Origin of the sequence: Aeromonas sp. Y311-2 (assembly GCF_027706025.1) — a bacterium.
In the GTDB taxonomy this organism is placed as follows: domain Bacteria; phylum Pseudomonadota; class Gammaproteobacteria; order Enterobacterales; family Aeromonadaceae; genus Aeromonas; species Aeromonas veronii.
Genome location: NZ_JAPDCL010000001.1, coordinates 358,269 through 382,593, shown reverse-complemented (window position 1 = coordinate 382,593; position 24,325 = coordinate 358,269). Strand labels below are relative to the sequence as shown.

At 60.1% G+C, this 24,325-nt stretch carries 19 protein-coding genes and 1 tRNA gene; 13 read left to right on the top strand and 7 right to left on the bottom strand.

Translation table 11 applies throughout. The features are described 5' to 3' along the window. Nucleotides 1–88: 88 nt before the first annotated feature. From OKC42_RS01685 to OKC42_RS01670, 4 genes are all read right to left on the bottom strand, one after another. Nucleotides 89–1,348 (bottom strand): dicarboxylate/amino acid:cation symporter, encoded by a 1,260-nt coding sequence (locus OKC42_RS01685; RefSeq protein ID WP_005334018.1) that lies wholly within the window; start codon nucleotides 1,346–1,348, stop codon nucleotides 89–91. Nucleotides 1,349–1,552: 204 nt separating this feature from the next. Next, on the bottom strand, nucleotides 1,553–1,984 hold the full coding sequence (locus OKC42_RS01680) for a CC0125/CC1285 family lipoprotein (RefSeq protein ID WP_041235087.1): 432 nt from the start codon (nucleotides 1,982–1,984) through the stop codon (nucleotides 1,553–1,555). Nucleotides 1,985–2,200: 216 nt separating this feature from the next. Further along, nucleotides 2,201–2,277, bottom strand: a tRNA-Pro gene (locus OKC42_RS01675). Between the two features lie 112 nt (nucleotides 2,278–2,389). Beyond that, nucleotides 2,390–3,733 carry a dihydroorotase gene (locus OKC42_RS01670; RefSeq protein WP_270803795.1) on the bottom strand — a complete coding sequence of 448 codons (1,344 nt, stop codon included), beginning with the start codon at nucleotides 3,731–3,733 and terminating at the stop codon, nucleotides 2,390–2,392. An 80-nt stretch (nucleotides 3,734–3,813) separates the two neighbouring features. Between OKC42_RS01670 and OKC42_RS01665 the strand changes: the two genes are divergently transcribed. Then, complete coding sequence (locus tag OKC42_RS01665) at nucleotides 3,814–4,689, top strand: 6-pyruvoyl trahydropterin synthase family protein (protein WP_270803796.1); 876 nt, start codon at nucleotides 3,814–3,816, stop codon at nucleotides 4,687–4,689. A gap of 69 nt (nucleotides 4,690–4,758) precedes the next feature. Here OKC42_RS01665 and OKC42_RS01660 read toward each other — a convergent pair whose 3' ends face one another. Next, nucleotides 4,759–6,771, bottom strand: a complete 2,013-nt coding sequence (locus tag OKC42_RS01660) for a methyl-accepting chemotaxis protein (protein ID WP_270803797.1) — start codon at nucleotides 6,769–6,771, stop codon at nucleotides 4,759–4,761. Between the two features lie 252 nt (nucleotides 6,772–7,023). Here OKC42_RS01660 and hinT point away from each other — a divergent pair, with 252 nt between their 5' ends. The 12 genes from hinT (at nucleotide 7,024) to tyrA (ending at nucleotide 19,480) form a co-directional block, all read left to right on the top strand. Then, nucleotides 7,024–7,374: a purine nucleoside phosphoramidase gene (gene hinT, locus OKC42_RS01655; RefSeq protein WP_270803798.1), complete on the top strand. Its 351-nt coding sequence runs from the start codon at nucleotides 7,024–7,026 to the stop codon at nucleotides 7,372–7,374. Further along, nucleotides 7,374–8,810 (top strand): COG3014 family protein, encoded by a 1,437-nt coding sequence (locus tag OKC42_RS01650; protein WP_270803799.1) that lies wholly within the window; start codon nucleotides 7,374–7,376, stop codon nucleotides 8,808–8,810. The genes hinT and OKC42_RS01650 overlap by 1 nt, the downstream gene beginning before the upstream one ends. A gap of 83 nt (nucleotides 8,811–8,893) precedes the next feature. Beyond that, nucleotides 8,894–9,292, top strand: a complete 399-nt coding sequence (locus OKC42_RS01645; protein ID WP_270803800.1) for a YcfL family protein — start codon at nucleotides 8,894–8,896, stop codon at nucleotides 9,290–9,292. Continuing rightward, a complete protein-coding gene (gene lpoB / locus OKC42_RS01640; RefSeq protein ID WP_005334041.1) occupies nucleotides 9,292–9,888 on the top strand; it encodes a penicillin-binding protein activator LpoB in 597 nt (198 codons plus the stop codon). The genes OKC42_RS01645 and lpoB overlap by 1 nt, the downstream gene beginning before the upstream one ends. Then, nucleotides 9,878–10,723 (top strand): phosphotransferase, encoded by an 846-nt coding sequence (locus OKC42_RS01635; protein ID WP_159143489.1) that lies wholly within the window; start codon nucleotides 9,878–9,880, stop codon nucleotides 10,721–10,723. The genes lpoB and OKC42_RS01635 overlap by 11 nt, the downstream gene beginning before the upstream one ends. A 3-nt stretch (nucleotides 10,724–10,726) precedes the next feature. Further along, complete coding sequence (locus OKC42_RS01630; protein ID WP_064336756.1) at nucleotides 10,727–11,584, top strand: DUF6279 family lipoprotein; 858 nt, start codon at nucleotides 10,727–10,729, stop codon at nucleotides 11,582–11,584. 94 nt (nucleotides 11,585–11,678) lie between these two features. Continuing rightward, nucleotides 11,679–12,113, top strand: coding sequence for a hypothetical protein (locus OKC42_RS01625; protein ID WP_081253334.1), 435 nt, complete (start codon nucleotides 11,679–11,681; stop codon nucleotides 12,111–12,113). 158 nt (nucleotides 12,114–12,271) lie between these two features. Beyond that, nucleotides 12,272–14,074, top strand: a complete 1,803-nt coding sequence (gene secD / locus OKC42_RS01620) for a protein translocase subunit SecD (RefSeq protein ID WP_159143488.1) — start codon at nucleotides 12,272–12,274, stop codon at nucleotides 14,072–14,074. Nucleotides 14,075–14,225: 151 nt separating this feature from the next. Then, complete coding sequence (gene secF, locus OKC42_RS01615) at nucleotides 14,226–15,143, top strand: protein translocase subunit SecF (protein WP_270803801.1); 918 nt, start codon at nucleotides 14,226–14,228, stop codon at nucleotides 15,141–15,143. Nucleotides 15,144–15,432: 289 nt separating this feature from the next. Then, entirely contained in the window at nucleotides 15,433–16,734 is a 1,302-nt protein-coding gene (glgC, locus tag OKC42_RS01610) for a glucose-1-phosphate adenylyltransferase (RefSeq protein WP_005334047.1), read from the top strand. A 409-nt stretch (nucleotides 16,735–17,143) separates the two neighbouring features. After that, on the top strand, nucleotides 17,144–18,217 hold the full coding sequence (locus tag OKC42_RS01605) for a 3-deoxy-7-phosphoheptulonate synthase (RefSeq protein ID WP_115521029.1): 1,074 nt from the start codon (nucleotides 17,144–17,146) through the stop codon (nucleotides 18,215–18,217). Between the two features lie 135 nt (nucleotides 18,218–18,352). Next, nucleotides 18,353–19,480, top strand: a complete 1,128-nt coding sequence (gene tyrA, locus OKC42_RS01600) for a bifunctional chorismate mutase/prephenate dehydrogenase (protein WP_270803803.1) — start codon at nucleotides 18,353–18,355, stop codon at nucleotides 19,478–19,480. A gap of 160 nt (nucleotides 19,481–19,640) precedes the next feature. Here tyrA and OKC42_RS01595 read toward each other — a convergent pair whose 3' ends face one another. Further along, on the bottom strand, nucleotides 19,641–20,792 hold the full coding sequence (locus tag OKC42_RS01595; protein WP_047437512.1) for a DUF1615 domain-containing protein: 1,152 nt from the start codon (nucleotides 20,790–20,792) through the stop codon (nucleotides 19,641–19,643). Nucleotides 20,793–21,093: 301 nt separating this feature from the next. Beyond that, a complete protein-coding gene (gene carB, locus OKC42_RS01590) occupies nucleotides 21,094–24,318 on the bottom strand; it encodes a carbamoyl-phosphate synthase large subunit (RefSeq protein WP_005337626.1) in 3,225 nt (1,074 codons plus the stop codon). Nucleotides 24,319–24,325: the final 7 nt, after the last annotated feature.

The following is a 24,325-nucleotide window of genomic DNA, read 5'->3' as shown; positions in this document are numbered from 1 at the left end:
TGAAAACTATCTAGCAGTGTAGACGAGCCATAAACAACAACGGCCCGCATTGGCGGGCCGTTGTTGTTTATTTTTCATGGCGTTGTGATCAGGCTTTGGCTGGCTCACTCTCGCCCAGCGCGACGGTTTCACCCAGACTGTCTTCGGTCTTGGCGACCACGCTGGCGGCGATGGCGTTGCCCAACACGTTGGTGGCAGAGCGGCCCATGTCGAGGAAGTGGTCGATCCCCAGCAGCAGCAGAATGCCCGCTTCCGGAATATGGAACTGGTTCAGGGTGGCGGCAATCACCACCAGAGAGGCGCGCGGTACCCCGGCCATCCCCTTGGAGGTGACCATCAACAGCAGCAGCATGGTGATCTGCTGGGCCATGGAGAGCTCGATACCATACGCTTGGGCGATGAACATTACCGCGAAGGTGCAGTACATCATGGAGCCGTCGAGGTTGAAGGAGTACCCCATCGGCAGCACGAAGCTGGCAATGCGCTTGTCACAACCGAACTTCTCGAGACGATCCAGGGTCTTCGGATAGGCCGCTTCGGAGCTGGCGGTCGAGAAGGCCAGCAGGATGGGCTCGCGGATCATCGCCAGCAGCTTGATGACGCGACCACGCAGGAAGACGCTGCCCATGGCGATCAGCAGCAACCAGAGGCAGGCCAGCGCGATATAGAACTGGGCCATAAAGCTGCCGTAAGTGACCAGAATACCCAGCCCCTCTTTGGCCACCATGGCGGCGATGGCGCCAAATACCGCGAACGGTGCAAAGTTCATCACATAACCGGTCACTTTCAGCATGATCTCGGCAGCGCTGGCCATCAGCACCACCACCGGCTTGGCCAGATCGCCGAGCGCGGCGGCAGCCAGACCGAAGAAGAGGGAGAAGACCACGATCTGCAGGATCTCGTTGGTGGCCATCGCCTCGACCACGCTCTTGGGGATGGCGTGGGTCACAAAATCTTTCAGGGTAATGGCACCGGCAGCAATGCCCGAGCTGGCGGTGTCATTGGGCAGGGAGAGCGAGAGACCCACACCCGGCTGCATCAGGGTCACCATCACCAGACCCAGGCTCAGGGACATCAGGGAGGCCAGCATGAACCAGCCGAGGGTCTTGGCACCGATACGCCCCACGGTGCGGGTGTCGCCCATCTTGGCGATACCGACCACCAGGGTAGTGAAGACCAGGGGAGCGATGATCATCTTGATCAGGCGCAGGAAGATATCGGTCAGGATCGTGATGTTATTGGCGAAATCCGCAGCCTGATCTGCGGCAAACATCCGATAGCCCTGGCCGGTGAGGATGCCAAACATCATGGAGATGAGGATGGCGACCGTCAGTTTATTCATTTTCATGGGGGAGTCCCGGTTTTGATTGGTGCAAGCCGTAAACAGTGGCGTGGGAGCCACTACAGTCCGTTTTTGTGATCCGAGCCGTTGATTCCTGGCGGCTGGTATGCTGGGAGAATGCCTAAAAGCAGGGGGTAAATCTAGAGGCTTTATCCAGAATTTTATCCTGCCATTAGGTGTATGTGATATAGATCTTGCAAACCACCAATATTAATCACTGTTTATTTTGATTTCGGCGAGATATTTCGCATTCAGAGTTCGCTCATCGAGTGCCCGTGGCAACAGGCGAAAAGTGAGCAGCGCCGAGATGGTATGCTGCACCTGCATCTGGGCCATAAAGAGATCAGGTTCATCTTCGTCAAAGCCGAAGATCGGCCGTGATGGGGTCACCCTGACGGCATCGCGGTTAATGGTCAGCTCATCGACCTTGAGCCAGGAGTAACCCTCTGCCAGTGCCAGCTCCCCTGCCCGCTTGAGCACATATTTGCGGGCGGTCTCCCTGTCCACCAGATCGTTGCCGACAAACTCCAGTTGCCACTTGTCCGGGCCAAGCCGAGTCTGGGAGAAGCCGGTCTGGCCGTTCCAGAATGACTTTTCACTCTCGTAAGGGGTGGCGCAGCCCACCAGCAGCAGGGTGAGCATCAGCAGACAACAGGGTTTAGATACGGATGCAGACACGAGAAACCTCGCCAGGCAAATGAGCAACAGAGTCGTTACTACAACATAAAGCGCAGTGGCTGCACAATCCGCTCGCGCCAGCAGCGACCAGCATGCATCACCACTGGCTTCACGCCTGTGCGGCAAATCGCAGGCAAAAGAAAAGGCCTTGTCGTTTGACAAGGCCTTTACCGGGGAATTTGGTCGGTGTGAGAGGATTCGAACCTCCGACCCTCTACACCCCATGCAGATGCGCTACCTGGCTGCGCTACACACCGACGGAGTCAGCTCGGCTGACGGGGGCAGAGTTTATGGAGATGACCCTGCCCTGTCAACAGGGAAACGCCGCCAATTCCTCGGCCACGGTGCGTTCGCCTGCTTTGCGAACAATCAGCGGTTAAAGGTCAGCCGCTTGCCCAGGATCTGGTCAGTCACCTGCCCGTTTTGCCAGGCGATCTGGCCATTCACCAACGTCATCTCCACCGTGCTGTGGAAGCGGTAGCCGTTGAAGGGCGACCAGCCACAGTGGTAGAGGATGTTGTCATCGTTGACCACATAGGGCTTGCCCAGATCCAGCAGCACCAAATCGGCGAAATACCCCTCGCGGATATAACCGCGATCCTGCACCTGGAAGCGCTCGGCCACCGCATGGGAGGTCTTCTTGACGATAGTCTCCAGGGTAAACACGCCGTTGTGGTAGAGCTCCAGCAGCGCCTGCAAAGAGTGCTGCACCAGCGGCACACCGGACGGCGCCTTGAAGTAGCTGTTCTGCTTCTCTTCCCAGGTGTGGGGAGCGTGGTCGGTGGCGATGATGTCGAGCACGTCGTTACGTACCGCATCCAGCAGTGCCTGCTGGTCGGCGGCACTCTTCACCGCAGGGTTGCACTTGATCAGGCTGCCCTGGGTCTCGTAATCGGCTTCATTGAAGAAGAGGTGGTGCACACACACCTCGGCGGTGATGTTCTTGTCCTTCAGCTCGCTCAGGTCGTGGCTGGCGGTAAACAGCGACAGCTCCTTGGCCGAGGTCAGATGCAGCACATGCAGCTTGGCACCGTATTTTTTCGCCAGCGCCACCGCCATGCTGGAGGATTTGTAGCACGCTTCGTCGCTGCGAATGCGGCCGTGCTCGCCCATCGGCACATTCTCGCCCCACTTGGCCCGCGCCGCCTCTTCGGCCTTGGCGATGGTCGGAGTGTCTTCGCAGTGGGTGACGATCATCACCGGACTTTCGCGGAAGATGGCCGCCAGGGTCTCCTGATTGTCCACCAGCATGTTGCCGGTCGAAGAGCCCATAAACACTTTGACCCCGCAGGACTGCTTGGGGTCGAGACGCTTGATCTCTTCCAGGTTGTCGTTGGTGGCACCGAGATAGAAGCTGTAGTTGGCGACGGAGGTGTTGGCAGCGATCTGGTATTTGGCTTCGAGGGCGTCGAGGGTGGTGGTCTGGGGATTGACGTTGGGCATTTCCATGAAACTGGTGGTACCACCGGCGACGGCGGCGCGGGATTCGCTGGCGATAGTCCCCTTGTGGGTCAATCCCGGCTCCCGGAAGTGGACCTGATCATCGATCATTCCGGGGATGAGATGGCGACCTGCGGCATCGATCACCAGCGCATCGGGCGCCTCGATATCCGGGGCGATGCGGGCAATCCGTTCCCCCTCGATCAACACATCGGAGGCATAGATGCGGCCTTCGTTGACCAAGGTGGCATTCTTGATAAGCAGTTTGTTCATGGGGGGTTCCAGTTCCTTTGCCGATAATCGCGGGTCATAATAGCGCAAAACTGCCCTTTCTCTGTAGCAAGGCCTGACTGATGAAGTTATTTGTAAGAGATTTGACCGTGATCGACTCCAGCTACCTGTGCGAACGCCGCGGCATGGTGGGCGAGAGCTGGCTGGTAGATATCGAAATGAGCGGTGAGCTCAACGAAATGAGCATGCTGCTGGACTTTGGCCGGGTAAAGAAGCTGATCAAGTCGATCATCGATGAAGAGGTGGACCACAAGCTGCTGGTGCCGACCGAGTGCCCGCTGATCCACGTCGAGACACTGGATGGTGACGAAAGCACAGTGGATCTGCTGCGCCCGGGTCGCTCCATCCATCTGCGCTGCCCATCCCAGGGCTTTGCCTTTATCCCGGCCCCGCAAGTTGATAAAGAGTCGGTGACCCGCTACCTGCTGGCGGTGCTGGCCAAACGGCTGCCGGGCAATATCAAGGATCTCTCCCTGACTCTGCGTCAGGAGGCGATCACCGGTGCCTTCTACCACTACAGCCACGGCCTGAAAAAGCACGATGGCAACTGCCAGCGCATCGCCCACGGCCACCGCTCTCCCATCGAGATCCACGTCGATGGCGAGCGCGACCATGAGCTTGAGCTCAACTGGGCCGAGCGCTGGGGCGATATCTATCTCGGCACCGAGGAGGACAAGGTGGCGCTGACCGAGCTCGCTTTGAGCCCCCGTGCCAATGCCCAGCTTGGTGCGCATCACTGCGGCTTCAAATATGTGGCGCCGCAAGGGCTGTTCCAGCTGGCCATCCCCAGCGCCGAGGTGGAGATGATCGACACTGACACCACGGTTGAGCTGCTGGCCTGCTATATCGCCCGCGAAGTGAAGAAGATGGTGGGCGACAAGTTCGTCAAGATTGTCGCTTATGAAGGGGTCGGCAAGGGCGCCATTGCCTACGCCTGATCCTCTTATCACTTACCCAAATAAGCAGGCCCCGCGACTGCGGGGCCTGCTGTTGTCAGCTCGTTGCCATCAGGCACTGAGGCGGAAACGCTTGACCAGGCTCTCTTGCTGCTCGGCAAGGGAGTCCAGCTGCTGGCTGGTCTCGGCTACCCGCTCAATCCCCTGATAGTTGAGATCCGAGATATCGGAGATGCGGTTGAGGTTGGTGGCGATATCGGCGCTGGTGGCCTGTTGCTGCTCGGCGGCAGAGGCGATCTGGCTCGACATGTCGCTGATCAGCACCACAATCCCCTGCACCTCCTCCATGGCGTTGTTGGCGTGAGAGCTCTGATCCACGCAGCTGTCCATCTCGCGAGAGCACTCCTGCATCACGGTCACCGCCTTGGCTACCCCCTGCTGCAGGTTCTCGATCATGGTCTGGATCTCGCTGGTGGACTGGGCGGTGCGGCCCGCCAGACTGCGCACCTCATCGGCCACCACCGCAAAACCGCGCCCCTGCTCGCCGGCCCGCGCCGCTTCGATGGCAGCGTTGAGGGCCAGCAGATTGGTCTGCTCGGCGATGCCGCGAATGACATCGAGGATATTGCCGATCTGGCTGCTCATGGCGCTCACATCGCCAATCACCTTGCCGGTCTGTTGCAGCTTGCCCGCCAGTTGATGAGTGGTGGTGATATTGCCTGCCATCACCTTGCGTCCCATCTCGGAGGCCTTCTCCACATCCTGCACCCGCTCCAGGGTCTGGTTGGCAGCCTGCGCCACCTCGCGCACCGAGGCCTCCATCTGGGTCATGGCGGCGGCGACCGAGGCGGTCTCCTGCCGCTGTTTCTCCAGATCTGCCCGCACTGATTCGGTGGTGTGGCGATTGCCGTGGGCGGCATCGTTAAGCTGGGCCGACGCTTGTGAAAGCTGCGCCAGCACCTCCCCCATCTGGGCAATCAGCAGGTTGATCTGGCTGCCCAGCTGACCAAATTCATTCTTGCTGCGAAAACCGATGCGCTGGGTCATGTCGCCCTGAGTCACTTCGGTCAGCACCCGCAGCAACTCCCTGAGCGGACGGCGAATGGCCTTGCCCAGGGTATAAGCCACCAGCATGGCGATCAGGATGGCGACGACGATGCTGGTTCCCTGTGTCAGGGTGCTCTGGCTCTGTGTGGCTTTGGCGTGCTGAATGCTTTGACTCATCAGCTGCTGACTCTGGCCGGTGATCCGCTCAAGCCGGTTCTGGATCTCGACGATCAGGGCACTCGCCTGCTTGCTCTTCTCCCGCATCTGTTCCTGCTGCTTCATCAGCGCCAGATACTGTGAGAGCACGCCTTCGCTTGCGGTGGTGTCGCGCACGAAGCCGTGAACATAGTGGCCCATGTCGTTCTCGAAGTTCTTCAGCTCCCCCTGCAGATCCTTGATGGTGCTGTTGAACCCCTCGATCTGCATCTTGTTGCGCTTGAGCGCCCCTTCGATGGGAGCCGGAATAGTCTGATTGAGGGCGTCCATGGTGGAGAGTTCAATGGCGGAGAGCTTGGTGGTCAGGGTCTCGGAGAGCATCTTGATAAAGCTGTCGTCGATGGTAACCATCATGTCACCCAGACTCTTCTTGAACTGGGGCAGACTGACCTGAAACTGCCCCTTGGCCAGATTGACCTTGTGCAGTCGGGTGAGCAGCGCCTCGTGTTCGCCGGGCAGGGTATCGGTCAGTTGCAGGTAGCTGTCGACCTGCTGGCTGAGGTTGCTCATCTCCCCTTGCAGTTCGGGGTGGTGGGCGACCTGCTGGCGCAAGACATCAAGGCTCTGGCCCACCGCGGCCTTGGCTTGTTTCAGTTCGGCCACTTCGGCCGGCAGCTGTTTGGGGTCCTGCTCGGTGAGCACATCCCCCAGCCACTTGTTGGCGCTGAGCAGGGTGATCTGGGTCTGGCTGCTGGCAATCACCAGCGGCATAGACTGCTGGGTCACCTGCTCCAGTGCGTTCCCCAGGGTCTCCTGACTACGAAATGTGAGCAGTGAACTGGCCACCATCACGGCCACCAGGATCGCGAAGCCAAGGTAGACTCGCTGCAAGATGGAGAGATCCGACATTGTTTGTTTCATTATTGTCCCGCTGTATATGCAAAAGTCCCTTGCCTGAGTACCCCGTCCTTTTGATACCCTGCAGACCACCCTGAACAGGCGCTGCAGATGACGTCCCTCTGGCTATCGGTATTTTTAACAATAACTGAAGGGAATGGGACATCAGCTGTGTCAAATGTCGGCTTGTGTCACACTTGGCGTGCTGCTCGCCCCCCTTTCGGGAGCCGCTTGGGGTTCTAGTTCAATTTTCTGTTTCATATAAGGGAGTTAGCCATGGCGCAAGAAACCATTTTCAGCAAAATCATCCGTAAAGAGATCCCCGCCGACATCCTTTATCAAGACGATCTGGTCACCGCATTCCGGGATATCCAGCCCAAGGCCAAGACCCATATTCTGATCATCCCCAATGTGCTGATCCCCACCGTCAATGACGTGAAAGCCGAACATGAACTGGCCCTTGGCCGGATGTTCACCGTGGCCCGCAAACTGGCAAGCGAGGCGGGCATCGCCGAAGATGGCTACCGCCTCATCATGAACTGCAACCGCCACGGCGGGCAGGAGGTCTACCACATCCACATGCATCTGGTCGGTGGCCAGCCGCTGGGACCGCTGCTCAGCCTGTAATGAATCGCCACGCCTCAACCTGCCGCAGCGCCCTGTTGCTCTGCGGTGCCCTGCTGTTGCTGGGAGGCTGCGCCTCCCGCTGGCAGGATATGTTCGTCTCCTACTCCGATCAGATGGTGCCCCTGCGCAACCAGCTGCTGCTGGGTCATGCCGCCGAGGCGCTGCCCGAGGTGCGTGACTCCACTCTTGGGGATGACACCTTTGTGCTGGATCGGCTCGAACAGGGGCGCATTGCCTGGCTGGCGGGTCAGGATGCGGGCAGCAAGCAGGCGTTTACCGCCGCCGACAGCCGCCTTCAGTGGGAAGACAATCAGGCCGAATACCGGCTGAGCCATGGTCTGGATCAGGTGGGCAGTCTGCTCACCAACGACCAGTCGATGGCCTATCTCACCCCCGATTACGAACGCACCATGCTGCACCACTATCTGGCCCTCAACTACCTGCAACGGGGAGATGCCGATGGCGCCTTGGTGGAGGTACGCCGGGCCAATCAGGTGCAGGAGCAGGCCCTGAAACGGCGAGCCGATGAGGTACGCAAAGCGAAGGATGAGAGCGAAGAGGCCGAAGCAGAAGGCGAGATGCGCCAGCTGATGTCGCGCGGCGCACCGGATCTCGACCGGTTGATCGGCAAGGTCAAGAACGGTTTTCAGAACGCCTACACCTTCTATTTTTCCGCCGTGCTCTATGAGGCGGCCGGGGATCTCAACGATGCCTGGGTCGACTATCAGCGCGGCTACCAGATAGCGCCGGACAACCGCAGCCTGCAAGATGCCTTGCTGCGTCTGGCGCGGCTGCGTGGCTCACCGGACGAGATCCGCGAGACCGAGAAAAAGATAGGCCGCAAAGCGCCGCCGCTTGCAAAAGATCAAGGCCAACTGGTGGTGCTGTTTGAAGATGGTTTGATCCCGGCGCGGCGCGAACTGTTCCTGCCGCTGCCCATCTCCACCTCCCGCGGCGATTTTCGCACCTTTACCGTCGCCATCCCCTATTACGATAATCGGGCCAGCGACACCGGCCCGCTGACGGTGGAAGTCGGCAAGCGGGCCTGGCAGACCAGCGAACTGGTGCGGCTGGAAGCGCTGGCCGCCAAAGATCTGCAGGAGCGGCTGCCCGGCATGCTGACCCGCCAGGCGCTGCGGCTGGTGGCCAAGGAGCAGATGCGCCGCACTGCCGCCAAAGAGGGGGGCGATGTGGGCAATATTCTGGTGGGGATCTTCAACACCCTCTCGGAGCGGGCCGATACCCGCAGTTGGCTGACGCTGCCAGCTCAGGCATCGAGCTGGCAGGGAATGGTGCCGGCCGGTGACATCAATCTCACCCTGGGCGCGGGGGCAGCGCAGCGGCAATTGCCGCTCACCATCCACAAGGGACGCACCACCCTGGTCTGGGTACAGCGCCTCGGCGCCGGTCTGACCACCCGGGTGATGCCGCTCTGAGCAGATGGCGAAGAGATATGAGCAAGACAATTAACCGGGCAGGCTCACACGCGGCCCCACTCACCCCGATTAAGGAGAGCAAGATGAAAGCATACGGGTTGGCCCTCGGGCTCGCGCTGCTGCTGACCGGCTGCGCCACCAACACCTCCGGCGTGGCGCTCTATGGCCCGGCGGGCGGTGCACCCACGCTGGAGCAGCATCAAAACGTCAACGTCACCCTGACCGAGCTGAGCCGCCGCCAGCAAAATGGCCTGCTGCAGGTCAATGTAGCCGCCGCCAGCACCCAGCGCGGCGATAACAAGCTGCAATATATCTTCTATTGGTATGATGAGGCCGGTCAGGAGGTCGCCAGCGATGGCTGCGGCTGGACCCCCATCAAGCTGCATGGCTATCAGACCCGCACCCTCTCGGCCCTGGCGCCCAGCCCGGCGGCGCAGGGTTACCGGATTTACGTACGCGAAGTGATTGAGGAATCCTACTGATGAAAATGAATCATGCCCTGCTGATATTGACCTCTGCATTGCTCTTGGGCGGCTGCTCCAGCACCACGGTCAGCTATGGCGATCCCACTGAAACCGAAACCGTCACCGTCGATTACGGCTCAAGCGATCTGCAGGCCATCGCCGACAAGATGGCAGACTCCATGCTCGCCTCCCCTGCCACCAGCGAGATCACCGCAGGCGGCCGTCCGGTGATGTTTATGGACTCTATCCGCAACAAGACCTCCGAGCACATCGATACCGAAGCCATCACCGACACCATCCGCACCAAGTTGCTGCGGGCCGGCAAGTTCCGCTTCGTCGACATGAGCAAAGTCGCCGCCGTCAAGCAGCAGCTCGAATATCAGCAGAGCAGCGGCATGGTGGATCCTGCCTCCATGGTACGTCTGGGCAAGCAGACCGGTGCCCGCTACATGGTCTATGGCAACCTCGCCAGCATCGTCAAAGACAATGGCAAGGTGAAGGATGTCTACTACCAGATGACCATGAACCTGATGGATCTGCAAAACGGCGAACTGCTGTGGGCCGATCAGAAAGAGATCCGCAAACAGGCGAAGAAATCCACCTTTGGCTGGTAACAGGCTCCCGCAGACAGGCAACTGTGATCCGCTACTGGCCAGCCTGCCCGCCCCCTGGCGGGAGGGGCAGCTGGAACCACTCGGGTTAGGCCTGACCAACTGCAACTATCGACTGCGCCTCCCCTCGGGGCGCAGTTACTTTTTGCGTCAGGGGCACCCCGACCCGGTGCGCCTTGGTATCGACCGTCCCACCGAGTGGCAGCTTTATCAGGGGGCGATGGCCGAAGGGTTGGCGCTGCCTTGCCACTATGGCGATCCCGCCAGCGGTCTGATGCTGCTCGAATGGTGCGATGAGCCAAACTGGGTACACGCGGCGCCACCGGCAGTCGATCAGCCCCGTCTGCTGGCTGAGGTGCTGCGCAAGCTCCATCGCTTGCCGCTGCCTGCGGTGGTGATGGCGGTGCGAGCCCACGCCGCGGGCTATCGCGCCCGACTGGCCCACATTCCCTCCTGGCTGCCCGCCCTGGAGCGGGGCTTGCTCGCCAGCAGTGAGCCAAATGATTGCTGGCGCCCTTGCCACCATGATCTCAATCCGGCTAACTTGTTGGGAAGCAAACCCTGGGTCATCGACTGGGAGTATGGCGCGGCAGGTCACCCCGGCTTTGAGCTCGCCAGCATCCAGCGCACCCATGAGTGGCCCGCCGAGCGGCGCGACGAGCTGGAAGCGCACTATCTGCAGGCCGTGCCGCGCCACCAGTGGCCCGATTTTCAGAGCGAGGCATTTTTACCCTGGGTCGACTATATCGGCCTGCTCTGGGCCCTGCTGATGGCAGAGCAACAGCCCTCACTCGACTATGACACCCTGATCGCCATCAACCGGCAACGACTGGAGTAACAGATGATAAACAAGGTGCGCTGGCACAAGCCGAAAACCTGGGGTCTGCTGCTGATCGGCCTGCTGCTGACCGGCTGCTCCACCCGGGTGATCTACTACTGGCTCGATACCGCCATCATCTGGCAGCTTGATGACTACTTTGCCCTCTCCTATTCGCAGAAGGATCTGCTCAGCCGCGAAGTGAAGGGGCTGATGGCCTGGCATCGCCAACACGAGCTGCCGCGCTACGCCAGGGATCTCGATGCACTGGCCAAGGCGGTGGCCAGCCCCATGACGCCGGAGCAGATCTCGACCAATCTCGATGCGGTGCAGCAGAGCCTGACCCGCACGCTGGAAAACACCATCCCCCGTGCGGTCAGGCTGGCGCGCACCCTGACCGACGAGCAGGTGGCCCGCTTTATGACCGATCGGGTCAAGCGGCAACAGGAGCGGCAAAAGGACTTTGCCACTGAGCCCAAAGAGCAGATGCTGGCGGAGTTTCGCGACAAGATGAACAAGCGGCTCGAGTTCTGGATTGGTGAGGTGAAACCGGCACAGGCGCCACTGGTGGCCCAGTGGGCCGAATGGCAATACGAGCTGATGCCCCCCTGGCTCGAGTTTCAGGAGTCCTGGACCCAGGAGCTGGACAGGTTGATGAAGCAGCGCCAGAGTCCCGACTTTACCCGCGAGTTGACCAACCTGCTGGCCGAGGGGGATGGACTGATGGATGGCCGCTTTACCGGCTATACCGAGCAGTCACGCCAGCGTACCGTCAATTGGCTGAGCGCCATGAGCCAGTCGCTGGATATCTCCCAGCGAGCCCATCTCTACTCCCTGCTCAAGGGCTACGCCCGCGACTTCAAGCAGATGAGCGGCAGCTGACGAGCGGCACCGAATGGTGCCATGCGCCCGGGCAACCTTGTTCAAACCGGGCGCTTATGGTAGTTTGCCCTTCCTATTTATCGGGAATTAACTTTTGCGCCTTATCGACAAAGTAAAACTGGTGCTGGTAACTCTGGTTATCGCCCTCACCCTGCTTTGTTCCATCGCCCGAATGGAAGGCCCGCTGCTACCCGCATCTCCCCAGAGTGAACAGCAGCAGACTCAGGTGTTCAATCAGCTTAGCGACAGCGATGATGGCATCATCAAGTTTGTCGGCAGCCATCAGAATCACCTGCTGCGTCTCGAACAATCCCTGCGCAGTGACAACCAGCCCAAGAGTGTGGTCTACGAGCTGATCCAGAGCTGGTCGGCCCAGGCCATCCTGCTGTTGCTGCTCGGCTGGCTGATGCTGGCACCCGAGCTCTATCACAAACAGAGTTTTCGCGAGCGCTTTGGCGCGATCCACCGGCGCCATCTACAGCGCCAACATCTGCAATATCGCTTCACCCAGAGCTATCTGAGCGCCTGACCCCGGAGGGGCTGGCACATCCACTGTTTGCTCATCTCCTCTTCCTGACGGATCCGGCAACTGCCTGATCCGCATCTGATGCATCCCATTTTTTGCGCCTTGCCGAGCCTTGTTGCTATCGGCCCGGGCACCATTCTCCTGACAGAGGCTTGTTTGCCATGAGAAAGAGCAATCGAACAGTTCTCAACCGCATGAGCAAGTGGCAGTACGCACTGCTGCTGTTGATGCTGTTGACCTTTACCTTTTACTCCCTGCCCACCTTTTTCGGTGAGCAGCCCTCCCTCGGCCTGCACGGACAGCCGCGCCTGACCACCCAGCAGCAGATGCTGCTGAGCGACAAACACCTGACCCCGCTCAAGGTGATCGAGCAACCCGAGCGAGTCGAGCTGGTCTTTGCCAACCAGGGCGAACAGCAGCGCGCCAAGCAGTTGCTGGAGCAGCAAGGGGTCGACAGTGCCGCCCTGACCCTGGAGTTTCACTCCAACGCACCGGCCTGGATCACCCGCCTCGGCGCCGATCCCATCAAGCTGGGACTCGACCTGCGTGGCGGCTCCCAGCTGCTGATCGGGGTAGACGTGGACTTTGTCATCGACAATCAGACCAAGAATCTGGTGGATACCCTGCGCACCCGCTTCCGTGAAGCCAATCTGCGCGGCGCCAGCGTCACGCGCAGCGCACAGGGCGCCGTAGCCGTCACCCTGCCGGAGGTTGCCGAACAGGAGAGCTGGCTCGCCATCATCAAAGAGAGTGCCGGTACCCGTCAGGATCAGTGGAAGCTGACCCGCTCCGGCAATGATCTGAAACTGGTGCTGAGCGATGCTGAGCGTACCCTGCTGGTCAACAACGCCGTGACCCAGAACCTGTCGATCCTGAAAAAACGGATCAACGAGCTCGGCATCGTCGAGGCATCGGTGGTGCGTCAGGGCCAAGATGGCATCCGTATCGAACTGCCCGGGGTACACAACCCCAAGCAGGCGAAAGAGGTGATCGGCGCCACCGCCTCGCTGGCCTTCTACGAGGCCAAAGCCGACAGCCACTTCTATATCGCCGATCGCAACGGCCAGGCCGTCGGCATGGCGCGCAAGCCGGTACTCACCGGCGAGCACATCGTCGATGCCCGCGCCAACATGGGCGAGATGGGTCAACCCCAGGTCAATATCGTGCTCGACACCCTGGGCGGCAGCAAGATGAACCAGTTCAGCCGCCAGCATGTGGGCAAGCCGATGGCGACCGTCTTCACCGAGTACAAAACCAACGCCCAAGGCAAACTGCGCGCCCAGAGCGAGGTGATCAACGTCGCCACCATCCAGACTGCCCTTGGCAACCAGTTCCGCATCACCGGCATTGGCAGTCTGCCGGAAGCTCAGGAGCTGGCCATGCTGCTGCGTGCCGGCGCCCTCACCGCCCCTCTCAAGATCCTGGAAGAACGCAGTATTGGCCCGACGCTGGGGATGCAGAATATCGAGGCGGGCTTCACCGCGCTGGCCTTCGGCATGGCAGGCATGATGCTGTTCATGATGGCCTGGTACCGCAAGTTCGGCTGGGTTGCCATCACGGCGCTGGTCGCCAACCTGTTGATGCAAGTCGGTATGCTGGCAGTGCTGCCGGGCGCCGTGCTGACCCTGCCGGGGATCGCCGGTCTGGTGCTGACGGTGGGCATGGCTGTGGATACCCATGTGCTGATCTTCGAGCGGATCAGGGACCGTCTGCGAGAAGGGGGCTCACTGGCCAACGCCATCGACTTTGGCTATCGCTCGGCCTTCCACACCATTTTCGATGCCAACATCACTACGCTCATCTGCGCTGTGGTGCTCTACTCCATCGGCTCCGGGCCGCTGCAGGGCTTCTCCATCACCCTCATTCTGGGTCTGCTCTCCAGCATGATCACCGGGATCTGGGGAACGCGTGCCATCATCAACCCCCTCTGGGGACGCAGCAGCGAGCGCACGCTGAAGGTGTAACGGGACAGTTGTCCCTCTGATGAGCGGCTTTGGCTGCGCCATCGGCCATGGATATGGCCGGAGCGGCCAAAGCAGAACACTATTTTCCCGGCGTGTCGCGACACGTCGTGATGGGCCAACAGCCTGATGCTGGCTGGCCAAGGAGAGAATTATGTTGAGAATGATCGTTGCAATGGGGTTGACCCGTTGGCGTTATATCGGCCTGTGGGCTTCCATCCTGCTGACTGTGGCCAGTGTCGCCATCTTGCTGGTGAACGGCCTGACACTGGGGCTCGATTTTACCGGCGGGATCCTGCTGGAGTTTCATATCCAGACCCTGAAAGAGGCCCATGAGCTCAATGCCATGCTGGTCTCCCCGCTGGCGGGAGCCGTTGAGCTGAGTTCGGCCGGTATTCCCGGCGAGTGGCTGATCAAGCTGCCCCCCCACGAACTTCCCTGGCCCGCGGCGGATCTCGCCACCATGCTGACCCAGCAGTTGGGGATGCCGGTCGAGTTGCTGCGCACCACCATCGTCGGCCCTCAGGTGGGTGCCGAACTGTTCCAGCAGGGTATGCTGGCGGTGCTGGTCGCTTCGCTGGCGATGTCGGCCTATCTGGCGTTTCGCTTCGAGTGGCGTCAGGCCATCGGCATTCTGCTCTCGGTGGTCCATGACGCCATCGTGGCGCTGGGGCTGCTGTCACTCTTTCAGATCGAATTCGATCTGAACATCATCGCCGGTTTGATGGCGGTGATCGGCTACTCCCTCAACGACAGCATCGTCATCTCGGACAGGTTGCGGGATCTGCTGAGCTCGCGTACCCAGATGGGCATCCACGAATGCTCCGATGTGGCCATCAAGGCGACCTTCAGTCGCACCATGATCACCTCGGGCACCACCCTGTTTACCGTGGGTGCGCTGCTGCTGTTTGGCGGTGACGCCCTCTACGGCTTCTCCTTCACCCTGTTTGCCGGGATCCTGGTGGGCACCGTCTCCTCCATTACCGTCGCCTCGACCGTGCAGGAGCTGCTTGGGCTCACCCCGCAGGCCTACCAGAAGAAGACCGAGGAGCCACTGGCCAACGCAGCCTGAACCTTGTTAATCAGACCCGGCTTACCGGGTCTCAACGAACCGGGCCCCTGCCAACCATTGGCAGGGGCTTTTTCCATCCCTCCTCTCGGTCTCTCGCCGCCCCTTTTGTTGCTCGGCTCGCTTCAATTGACAACTGACCATATTGAAAGCAATGACGGATCAACCCGTCATTTTTAATAACAAAAAAGTCATTTTATTACGTCAGAAACCATAAAATGTGACTGAAAGCACTTTCTTGAGGGCTCAAAGGAGGCAACATTGTAGTGATTTATCTACAAAGGGATATGAGATGTTGTTACAACCTGCCAATACAGCAAAATCCAGACAGTTGCTGAACGAGACCATGGCTTTGGTACTCGCAGGAGGGCGGGGTAGTCGCCTCAAACAGTTAACCGACAACCGTGCAAAACCTGCCGTTCATTTCGGCGGCAAATTCCGCATCATCGATTTCGTGCTCTCCAACTGCATCAACTCCGGCATTCGTCGGGTCGGTGTCGTGACCCAGTACAAATCCCACAGCCTGTTGCGCCATCTCCAATCGGGCTGGTCTTTCCTGCGCTACCAGATGAACGAGTTTATCGATCTGCTCCCTGCCCAGCAGCGGGTGGATGAGGTGAACTGGTATCGGGGTACCGCCGATGCGGTCTACCAGAATCTGGATATCATCCGCGATCACGCCCCCAAATATGTGGTGGTGCTGGCAGGCGATCACATCTACAAGATGGATTACGCCGCCATGCTGCTCGACCACGTCAATATGGGCGCCAAGGTGACCGTTGCCTGCATCGAGGTGCCACGCAGTGAAGCAAGCGCCTTCGGGGTAATGGCGGTGGATGATGATCGCAAGATCAATGCCTTCGTCGAAAAGCCTGCCAACCCGCCCGCCATGCCGGGCAAGGCCGACACCGCGCTGGCCTCCATGGGCGTCTATATCTTCGATGCGGAGTATCTCTATCAGCTGCTGGAAGAGGACATTGCCAACGAGCAGTCCCATCACGATTTCGGCATGGACGTGATCCCCCGCGTGGTGAAAGAGGGCACCGCATTCGCTCACCCGTTTGGCATGTCCTGTGTCGGCTGCTGTCCGGATCGCCGCCCCTACTGGCGCGATGTGGGCACCGTGGACTCCTTCTGGGAGGCCAATATGGATCTCGCTTCCGTCACGCCTGAGCTGGATATCTACGATCAGGACTGGCCCATCTGGACCAGTCAGAACATGACTCCTCCCGCCAAGTTCGTGCAGGACCGAAACGGCCAGCACGGCATGACCATCAACTCCATGTTTGCCGGGGGCACCATCGTCAGTGGCTCTTTCATCCTGAGTTCGGTGCTCTTTACCAATGTGCGGGTCGACTCCTTCTGCACTCTGGATCAGGCCGTTATCTTCCCGGGTGTGGAGATTGGTGCCGGTTGCCGACTGCGCCGGGTGGTGATCGACAAGGGGTGCAAACTGCCGGAAGGCACGGTGATAGGTGAAAACGCCGATGAAGATGCACGTCGCTTCCACCGCTCCGAGCAGGGCATAGTGCTGGTCACCCAGGGGATGCTCACTCGCCTGAACAAAGAGCTGCAGGGAAAACAAAAGCGCTGATCCGCAGCCAGACGGGATCCCCCTTCCTACCGCAAAGGGAGCCATTATGGCACCCTCTTTCTATGGCTGACCAGATAGCCACCTCACACCATCATTGCCATCGCGTTGCAGTCTCCCAGAGATACCATTTACTGTGGGTAAACAGCTGGACAACGCAGCCTTCACGCCCTCAAGTCGTAAACATTAGGTTACACAAAAACCATTAAGCCTCCGAAAAACCCTCTGTATTATTCCTGTTCGCGCTATATAGCAGCTCCTTTATCTGACTTTTTAGCGGTAAACCCACTGGTTTCACTTGATTGTTTGTTTTTCCTTGGTAAGGTGATGGCGGTTGCGTAACAAAGCAGGTACCAGTGTAAACATATAGGTACAGCCGCTTTTGGCTTAATACAGTAGAGAGAATGAAATCATGCAAAGAGACCCCCTGAACAACATCCATATCCAGTCCGAACAAGTGATGATCACGCCTGCCCAGCTCAAGGAGAAGTTACCCATCTCCGACAAGGCGCTGGCATTCGTGCAAGGGGCCCGCAATACCATCGCCGACATCATTCACCGCCGCGATCACCGCCTGTTGGTGATCTGTGGTCCCTGCTCCATCCACGACATGGACGCCGCCAAAGAGTACGCAACCAGACTCAAAGCGCTGCATGATGCCTATCAGGACTCTCTCTACATTGTCATGCGGGTCTACTTTGAGAAGCCGCGCACCACGGTCGGCTGGAAAGGCTTTATCAACGACCCCAATCTGGATGGCACCTTCGATGTGGAGCTGGGGCTGCACCGTGCCCGCGAGCTACTCTGCTGGCTGGCGGAGCTGGAGCTGCCGCTGGCCACCGAAGCGCTCGACCCCATCAGCCCGCAATACCTGGCGGAGCTCTTCTCCTGGTCAGCCATCGGCGCCCGCACCACCGAATCCCAGACCCACAGGGAGATGGCGTCAGGTCTCTCCATGCCGGTCGGCTTCAAGAACGGCACCGACGGCAACCTGGGGACAGCCATTAATGCGTTGCAGGCGGCCTCCTCCCCTCACGCCTTTATGGGGATCAACCAGCAGGGTCAGGTTGCGCTGCTGCAGACCCAGGGCAACCCGGATGGCCACGTGATCCTGCGCGGCGGCAAGCACCCGAACTACGACTCGGTCAATGTGTCGCTGGCGGAAGAGGCACTGGAAAAGGCGGGCCTGCTGCCCGGTCTGGTGGTAGATTGCAGCCACGGCAACTCCAGCAAGGATCACCGTTTGCAGCCCAAGGTGGCCGACAACGTCATCCACCAGATCCAGGAGGGCAACCGCTCCATCATCGGGGTGATGCTCGAATCCAACCTGTTCGAGGGAAACCAGTCCAGCGAGCAGCCCAAGGAGCAGATGCGCTACGGGGTCTCCATCACCGATGCCTGCATCGACTGGGACACCACCGCTACCCTGCTGGACCGCTGCCACAACCAGCTGGCTGACCCCCTCAAGGGCAGAACTGCACGGTAAGCCGTGGTATCTTGTCGTAACCTATTGAACAATCGAGGTATCACCGCTGGTGGCATCAAGCCGCTCACGCCGTGATACCTTGTTGCATCTTGATTTTCAGGGCGCCGCCGCTCGCGGCGCCAGCAGGGACTGGATATGGCTGAAGAGTTGAATGTACTCAGGGACAAGATAGATGCGGTGGACAAGCAGCTGATCGATCTGCTGGCCGCCCGTCTGGCCCTGGTGGGAGAAGTGGGTGAGGTAAAGAGCCGCCACGGCCTGCCCATCTATGCACCGGATCGGGAAGCGAGCATGCTGGCCCGCCGCCGCGCCGAGGCTGAGCAGTTGGGGGTGCCCGGCGATCTCATCGAAGACGTGCTGCGCCGGGTGATGCGTGAATCTTATGCCAGCGAGAAAGATACAGGCTTCAAATGCATAAAGCCGGATCTTGGCAAGGTGGTCATCATCGGTGGTCAGGGCCAGCTTGGCCGCTTGTTCGGCCACATGTTCAGCCTCTCAGGCTATCGGGTCGAGACGCTGGAACAAGCCGACTGGCCGCGTGCTGACGAGCTCCTCACCGGAGCCGGTCTGGTGATGGTGGCGGTGCCCATCGATATCACCTGCCAGATCATCGACCGCCTCGGCAACCTGCCCGCCCACTGCCTGCTGGTCGATGTCACCAGCGTGAAAGCGGCACCGCTCGAACATATGCTGGCGGTGCACCAAGGGCCGGTACTGGGACTGCACCCCATGTTCGGGCCGGATGTGGCGAGTCTCGCCAAGCAGGTGATCGTCTGCTGCCAGGGTCGTGACCCCGCCGCCAGCCAATGGCTGCTGGATCAGATGACCATCTGGGGCGCCCGCTTGCAACAGGTGGAAGCCAAGGCCCACGATGATGCCATGACCCTCATTCAGGCACTGCGTCACTTCGCCACCTTTGCCTATGGCTGGCACCTCTCCCAAGAGCAGGCCAATCTGGATCGCCTGCTGAGTTTGAGCTCCCCCATCTACCGGCTGGAGCTCGCCATGGTGGGGCGGCTGTTCGCTCAGGATCCCCACCTCTATGCCGACATCATTTTGTCGTCACCGCAGAATCTGGCGATGATCCGTCGCTACTACCAAAACTTCGGTGAAGCGCTGGGGCTGCTGGAACGGGGGGACAGGGACGGTTTCATCGCGGCCTTCTCGCAAGTCTCCGGTTTCTTCGGCGAACACGCCGACCAGTTCCTGCGTGAAAGCCGCATGCTACTGGCCCAGGCCAACGACCGCCGCCAACACGGCTGATCCTGCAAAAGTAGTAACAACTCATGCCACTCGGAAGGAGCCGCCACCGTTCATGACTGGATGCGAGCCAAAGATCTCCATTGGAAGGGGCGATTAAGCGTGCAGGTTGCCATTAACAATGGCAACCCGCTTTGCAACTAGTCTCGCAGCAAACCCAGTCCTACCGAATCGTCGCCATCTGCCGCACGCAGCGTTGCTCTCTGTCATCCACCCGCTTGGCAAACCAGGCGGTGGTAAGGTTTCGGGTGATTTTCGGGCTCTTTAGCTGAATGCCGGGCAGGATGGCACGGGGCAATCGCTTGCCCGCTTGCTTGTCGGCCAGGGTAAAGATGCGATGGTAGAGATCGGTCTCGGCAAATTCGGCGGTATCCCCTTTACGCAGGCTCTGGTGGATCGCCTGTTTGCTCATATTGACCCGGTTGGCGAGGGTGTAGACGGCCAGCTCGGTATTGCCCGGCAGATCCGAGTCATAGCGGATCAGATCCCCGTCCAGCGCCAGAGTTTTGCCACTCAAACGGCTGACGGCAGCTTGAAAAGCGGCATTGCGACTGGCGTACCAGCCGGCGTTGAAATCGGCAAAGCGGTAGAGGGTATCCGGGTAGTCGGCGGGATAACCGAAGATATGTTTGGTGCCAAACCAGATGCCGCCGCGACGGGTAAAGACCTCGTGGCGGATGGAATCCTTGATTGGATAGGGGTAGCCACGGGCGTTGGCCTCGGCAAAGGCGATGCTCACCTGCATCGGGCCGCCGGTATGCACCGGGTTGAGGTTGCCAAACAGCGTCTTGCCCATCGGCAGCATGCTGATCATGTCTTCGAAGATTTCACTCATCTCCCGCTCGGTACGCAACTTGTCGATCCGCTCGGCGTAGCTCTTGCCGGTGGGCGAGTTGATGGAGAGCGCGGCACGCACCATAAATTCGGGGATCAGCAGCTTGGCTGCCCGTGAGTTGATCTCTTTCCAGGCGATCTTGCCAAGGCCCGGCACCACGGGGTCGGCCTGATAAGTGGCTTCCTGCTCCGCCACCGCCAGCACGCTACAGACATTGTGATCATTGACCGTCACCCCCTGGGTGGTGAGCGCCGTCACCACGTCGTTGGCCCACCCTTGTTTGTCAGGCACCTGGCGGGGCAAGAAGCGCACGATGCGGCTCTTCATATCCGCCGGTTTGCGCGGCTGCATGGCAGGCGGCGTTTTGGGGTTGCTCACGCTCGCCTCTTTGGCAGGCGCGGAGGCGGGATCACTGGCACAACCGGCCAGCAGCAAGGCAGAGCAGAAGGCAAGAAGACGACAGGAAGGCAAAGCGGTCATAAGCATGTCCATTTTTTGTAGGCCCTACAGGCAGCGCCGCTGGCACTGCACTGACAAGCAAAGTGGGGCCATTGTAGAGGATTGCCTGCTGCAGTTGAAACCCGCGCTCGCAGCATCCCCTCCCCTTGCCAGCTTTTGCCACCCCACGCGCCATCCGTTGTCTGCGATACGGAACTCATGACCTTCTTCAAGGATTCACCCGGCCCGAACCGAACGGTGAGCGACAGATAAAAAGAAACCCCCGCCATCGCTGGCGGGGGTTGGTCGTCTGGCAAGTCGGGCTGATGCCCGCTGCAAACTCTTAGCGGTTTTTCACCTTCTGGTGCAGCTCCTGCACCGAGTTGACGTTGGCGGTTGCATCCACGCTGATGGCCATGCAGGTGGCAAACGCCTCATTCATGGTGGTGGTATACGCCACTTTGTTCTGCAAGGCGGCGCGACGCAGCTGCTTGGAGTCCTGGATCGCCACCCGCCCTTCGGCGGTGTTGACGATGTAGGTGTACTCGCCATTCTTGATGCGGTCGAGAATGTGCGGGCGACCTTCGTGCACCTTGTTGACCAGACGCGGGTTGATGCTCGCCTCACCCAGCGCGACGGCTGTGCCGTGAGTGGCATCCAGCTCGTAGCCCAGCTCCAGCAGCTTGGCGGCCAAGTCAACCACCTGCGCCTTGTCGCTGTGACGCACTGACAAGAGGGCACGACCCTCTTTCGGTACGGCGTGGTTGGCACCCAGCTGCGCCTTGGCATAGGCCTCGGCAAAGCTGCTGCCCACTCCCATCACCTCACCGGTAGAGCGCATCTCTGGCCCCAGCAGCGGGTCAACCCCCGGGAACTTGGCAAACGGCAGTACCACCTCTTTCACCGAGTAGTAGGGCGGGATGATCTCTTTGGTGAAGCCCTGCTCTTGCAGCGACTGACCGGCCATCACGCGGGCGGCAATCTTGGCCAGCGGAGCACCGGTCGCCTTGGAGACAAACGGCACGGTACGGGCGGCACGCGGGTTCACCTCGATGAGGTAGATGTCATCGCCCTTGACCGCGAACTGCACGTTCATCAGGCCGATAACACCGAGCTCCAGCGCCAGCTTGCGCACCTGCTCGCGGATCTCGTCCTGAATTTTCTTGGACAAGGTATAGGGAGGCAGGGAGCAACCGGAGTCACCGGAGTGGATACCGGCCTGCTCGATGTGCTCCATGATGCCGCCGATGACCACGTCGGTGCCGTCGCAGATGGCATCCACGTCCAGCTCGGTGGCATCGTCCAGGAAGCGGTCCAGCAGTACCGGCGATTCGTTGGAGACGCTCACCGCCTCGGCGAAGTAGCGACGCAGATCCTGCTCGTCATAGACGATTTCCATGGCGCGGCCACCCAGCACGTAGGAGGGGCGAACCACCAGCGGGTAGGTAATGCGCTCGGCCAGCAGCACGGCCTGCTCCAGCGCGGTGACGGTGCCGTTTTCCGGCTGCTTGAGGCCGAGGCGCTCGACGGCAGACTGGAAGCGCTCGCGGTCTTCGGCGCGGTCGATGGCATCTGGGCTGGTACCGATGATCGGCACGCCGTTGGCTTCCAGTGCACGGGCCAGTTTCAGCGGGGTCTGGCCACCGTACTGAACGATGACGCCCTTGGGTTTTTCGATGCGCACGATTTCCAGCACATCTTCCAGGGTCACCGGCTCGAAGTAGAGACGGTCGGAGGTGTCGTAATCGGTGGAGACGGTCTCCGGGTTGCAGTTGACCATGATGGTCTCGTAACCATCTTCGCGCAGGGCCAGCGCCGCGTGGACGCAGCAGTAGTCGAACTCGATACCCTGACCGATACGGTTCGGGCCGCCGCCGATGATCATGATCTTGTCGCGGTTGCTCGGGGCCGCTTCGCACTCCTCGTCATAGCTGGAGTACATGTAGGCGGTGTTGGTGGCGAACTCGGCAGCGCAGGTATCGACCCGCTTGTAGACCGGGAAGATGTTGTGGCGGGCGCGCAGTTTGCGCACTTCCCCTTCGGCCACGCCGAGGATCTTGGCCAGACGGGCATCGGCAAAGCCTTTGCGCTTGAGGGCACGCAGGAAGTCGGCATCCAGACCCGCCATGCCGCGCTCTTTCACCTCTTCTTCCAGTTTCACCAAGTCTTCAATCTGCACCAGGAACCAGGGGTCAATCTTGGTCAGCTTGAAGATGCCATCCATGGAGAGACCGGCGCGGAATGCATCGGCGATGTAGAAGATACGGTCGCTACCGGCGTCCTGCAGCTCGTGACGGATGCGGGTCAGGGAGTCCGGGGCATTGAGGTCAACCATGGGGTCGAAGCCGGTTTTGCCGGTTTCGAGGCTGCGCAGCGCCTTGTGCAGGGACTCCTGGAAGTTGCGGCCGATGGCCATCACTTCACCGACCGACTTCATCTGGGTCGTCAGACGGTCGTTGGCACCGGCGAATTTCTCGAAGTTGAAGCGCGGCACCTTGGTCACCACGTAGTCGATGGCCGGCTCGAAGGAGGCCGGAGTGCGACCGCCGGTGATGTCGTTCATCAGCTCGTCGAGGGTGTAACCGATGGCGAGTTTGGCGGCGATCTTGGCGATGGGGAAACCCGTTGCCTTGGAAGCCAGCGCGGAGGAACGCGACACCCGCGGGTTCATCTCGATGATGACCATGCGGCCATCTTTCGGGTTGATGCCGAACTGGACGTTGGAGCCGCCGGTCTCGACGCCGATTTCGCGCAGCACCGCCATGGAGGCGTTGCGCATCAGCTGGTACTCCTTGTCGGTCAGCGTCTGGGCTGGCGCGACCGTGATGGAGTCACCGGTGTGGATACCCATGGGGTCGAAGTTTTCGATGGCGCAGACGATGATGCAGTTGTCGTTGCGATCCCGCACCACTTCCATCTCGTACTCTTTCCAGCCGATCAGCGACTCGTCGATGAGCAGTTCTTTGGTCGGGGAGAGATCCAGACCACGCTCGCAGATCTCGACGAACTCTTCGGTGTTGTAGGCGATGCCGCCACCGGAGCCACCCATGGTAAAGGAGGGACGGATGATGCAGGGGAAGCCGACCATCTGCTGCACGCCCCACGCCTCTTCCATATTGTGGGCGATACCGGCACGCGGGCACTCGAGGCCAATGCTGCGCATCGCCTTGTCAAAGCGGGAGCGGTCTTCGGCCTTGTCGATGGCGTCGGCGGTGGCACCGATCATCTCGACACCGAACTCGGCCAGCACGCCATGCTTCTCCAGCGCCAGTGCGCAGTTAAGCGCAGTCTGGCCGCCCATGGTGGGCAGGATGGCGTCCGGGCGCTCTTTCTTGATGATTTCGCGTACCACTTCCCAGGTGATGGGCTCGATGTAGGTGGCGTCTGCCATCTCCGGGTCGGTCATGATGGTGGCCGGGTTGGAGTTGACCAGAATAACGCGGTAGCCCTCCTCGCGCAGGGCTTTGCACGCCTGGGCACCGGAGTAGTCAAATTCGCAGGCTTGGCCGATGACGATGGGGCCGGCGCCGAGGATCAGGATGCTCTGAAGGTCGTTACGTTTTGGCATGAAACTC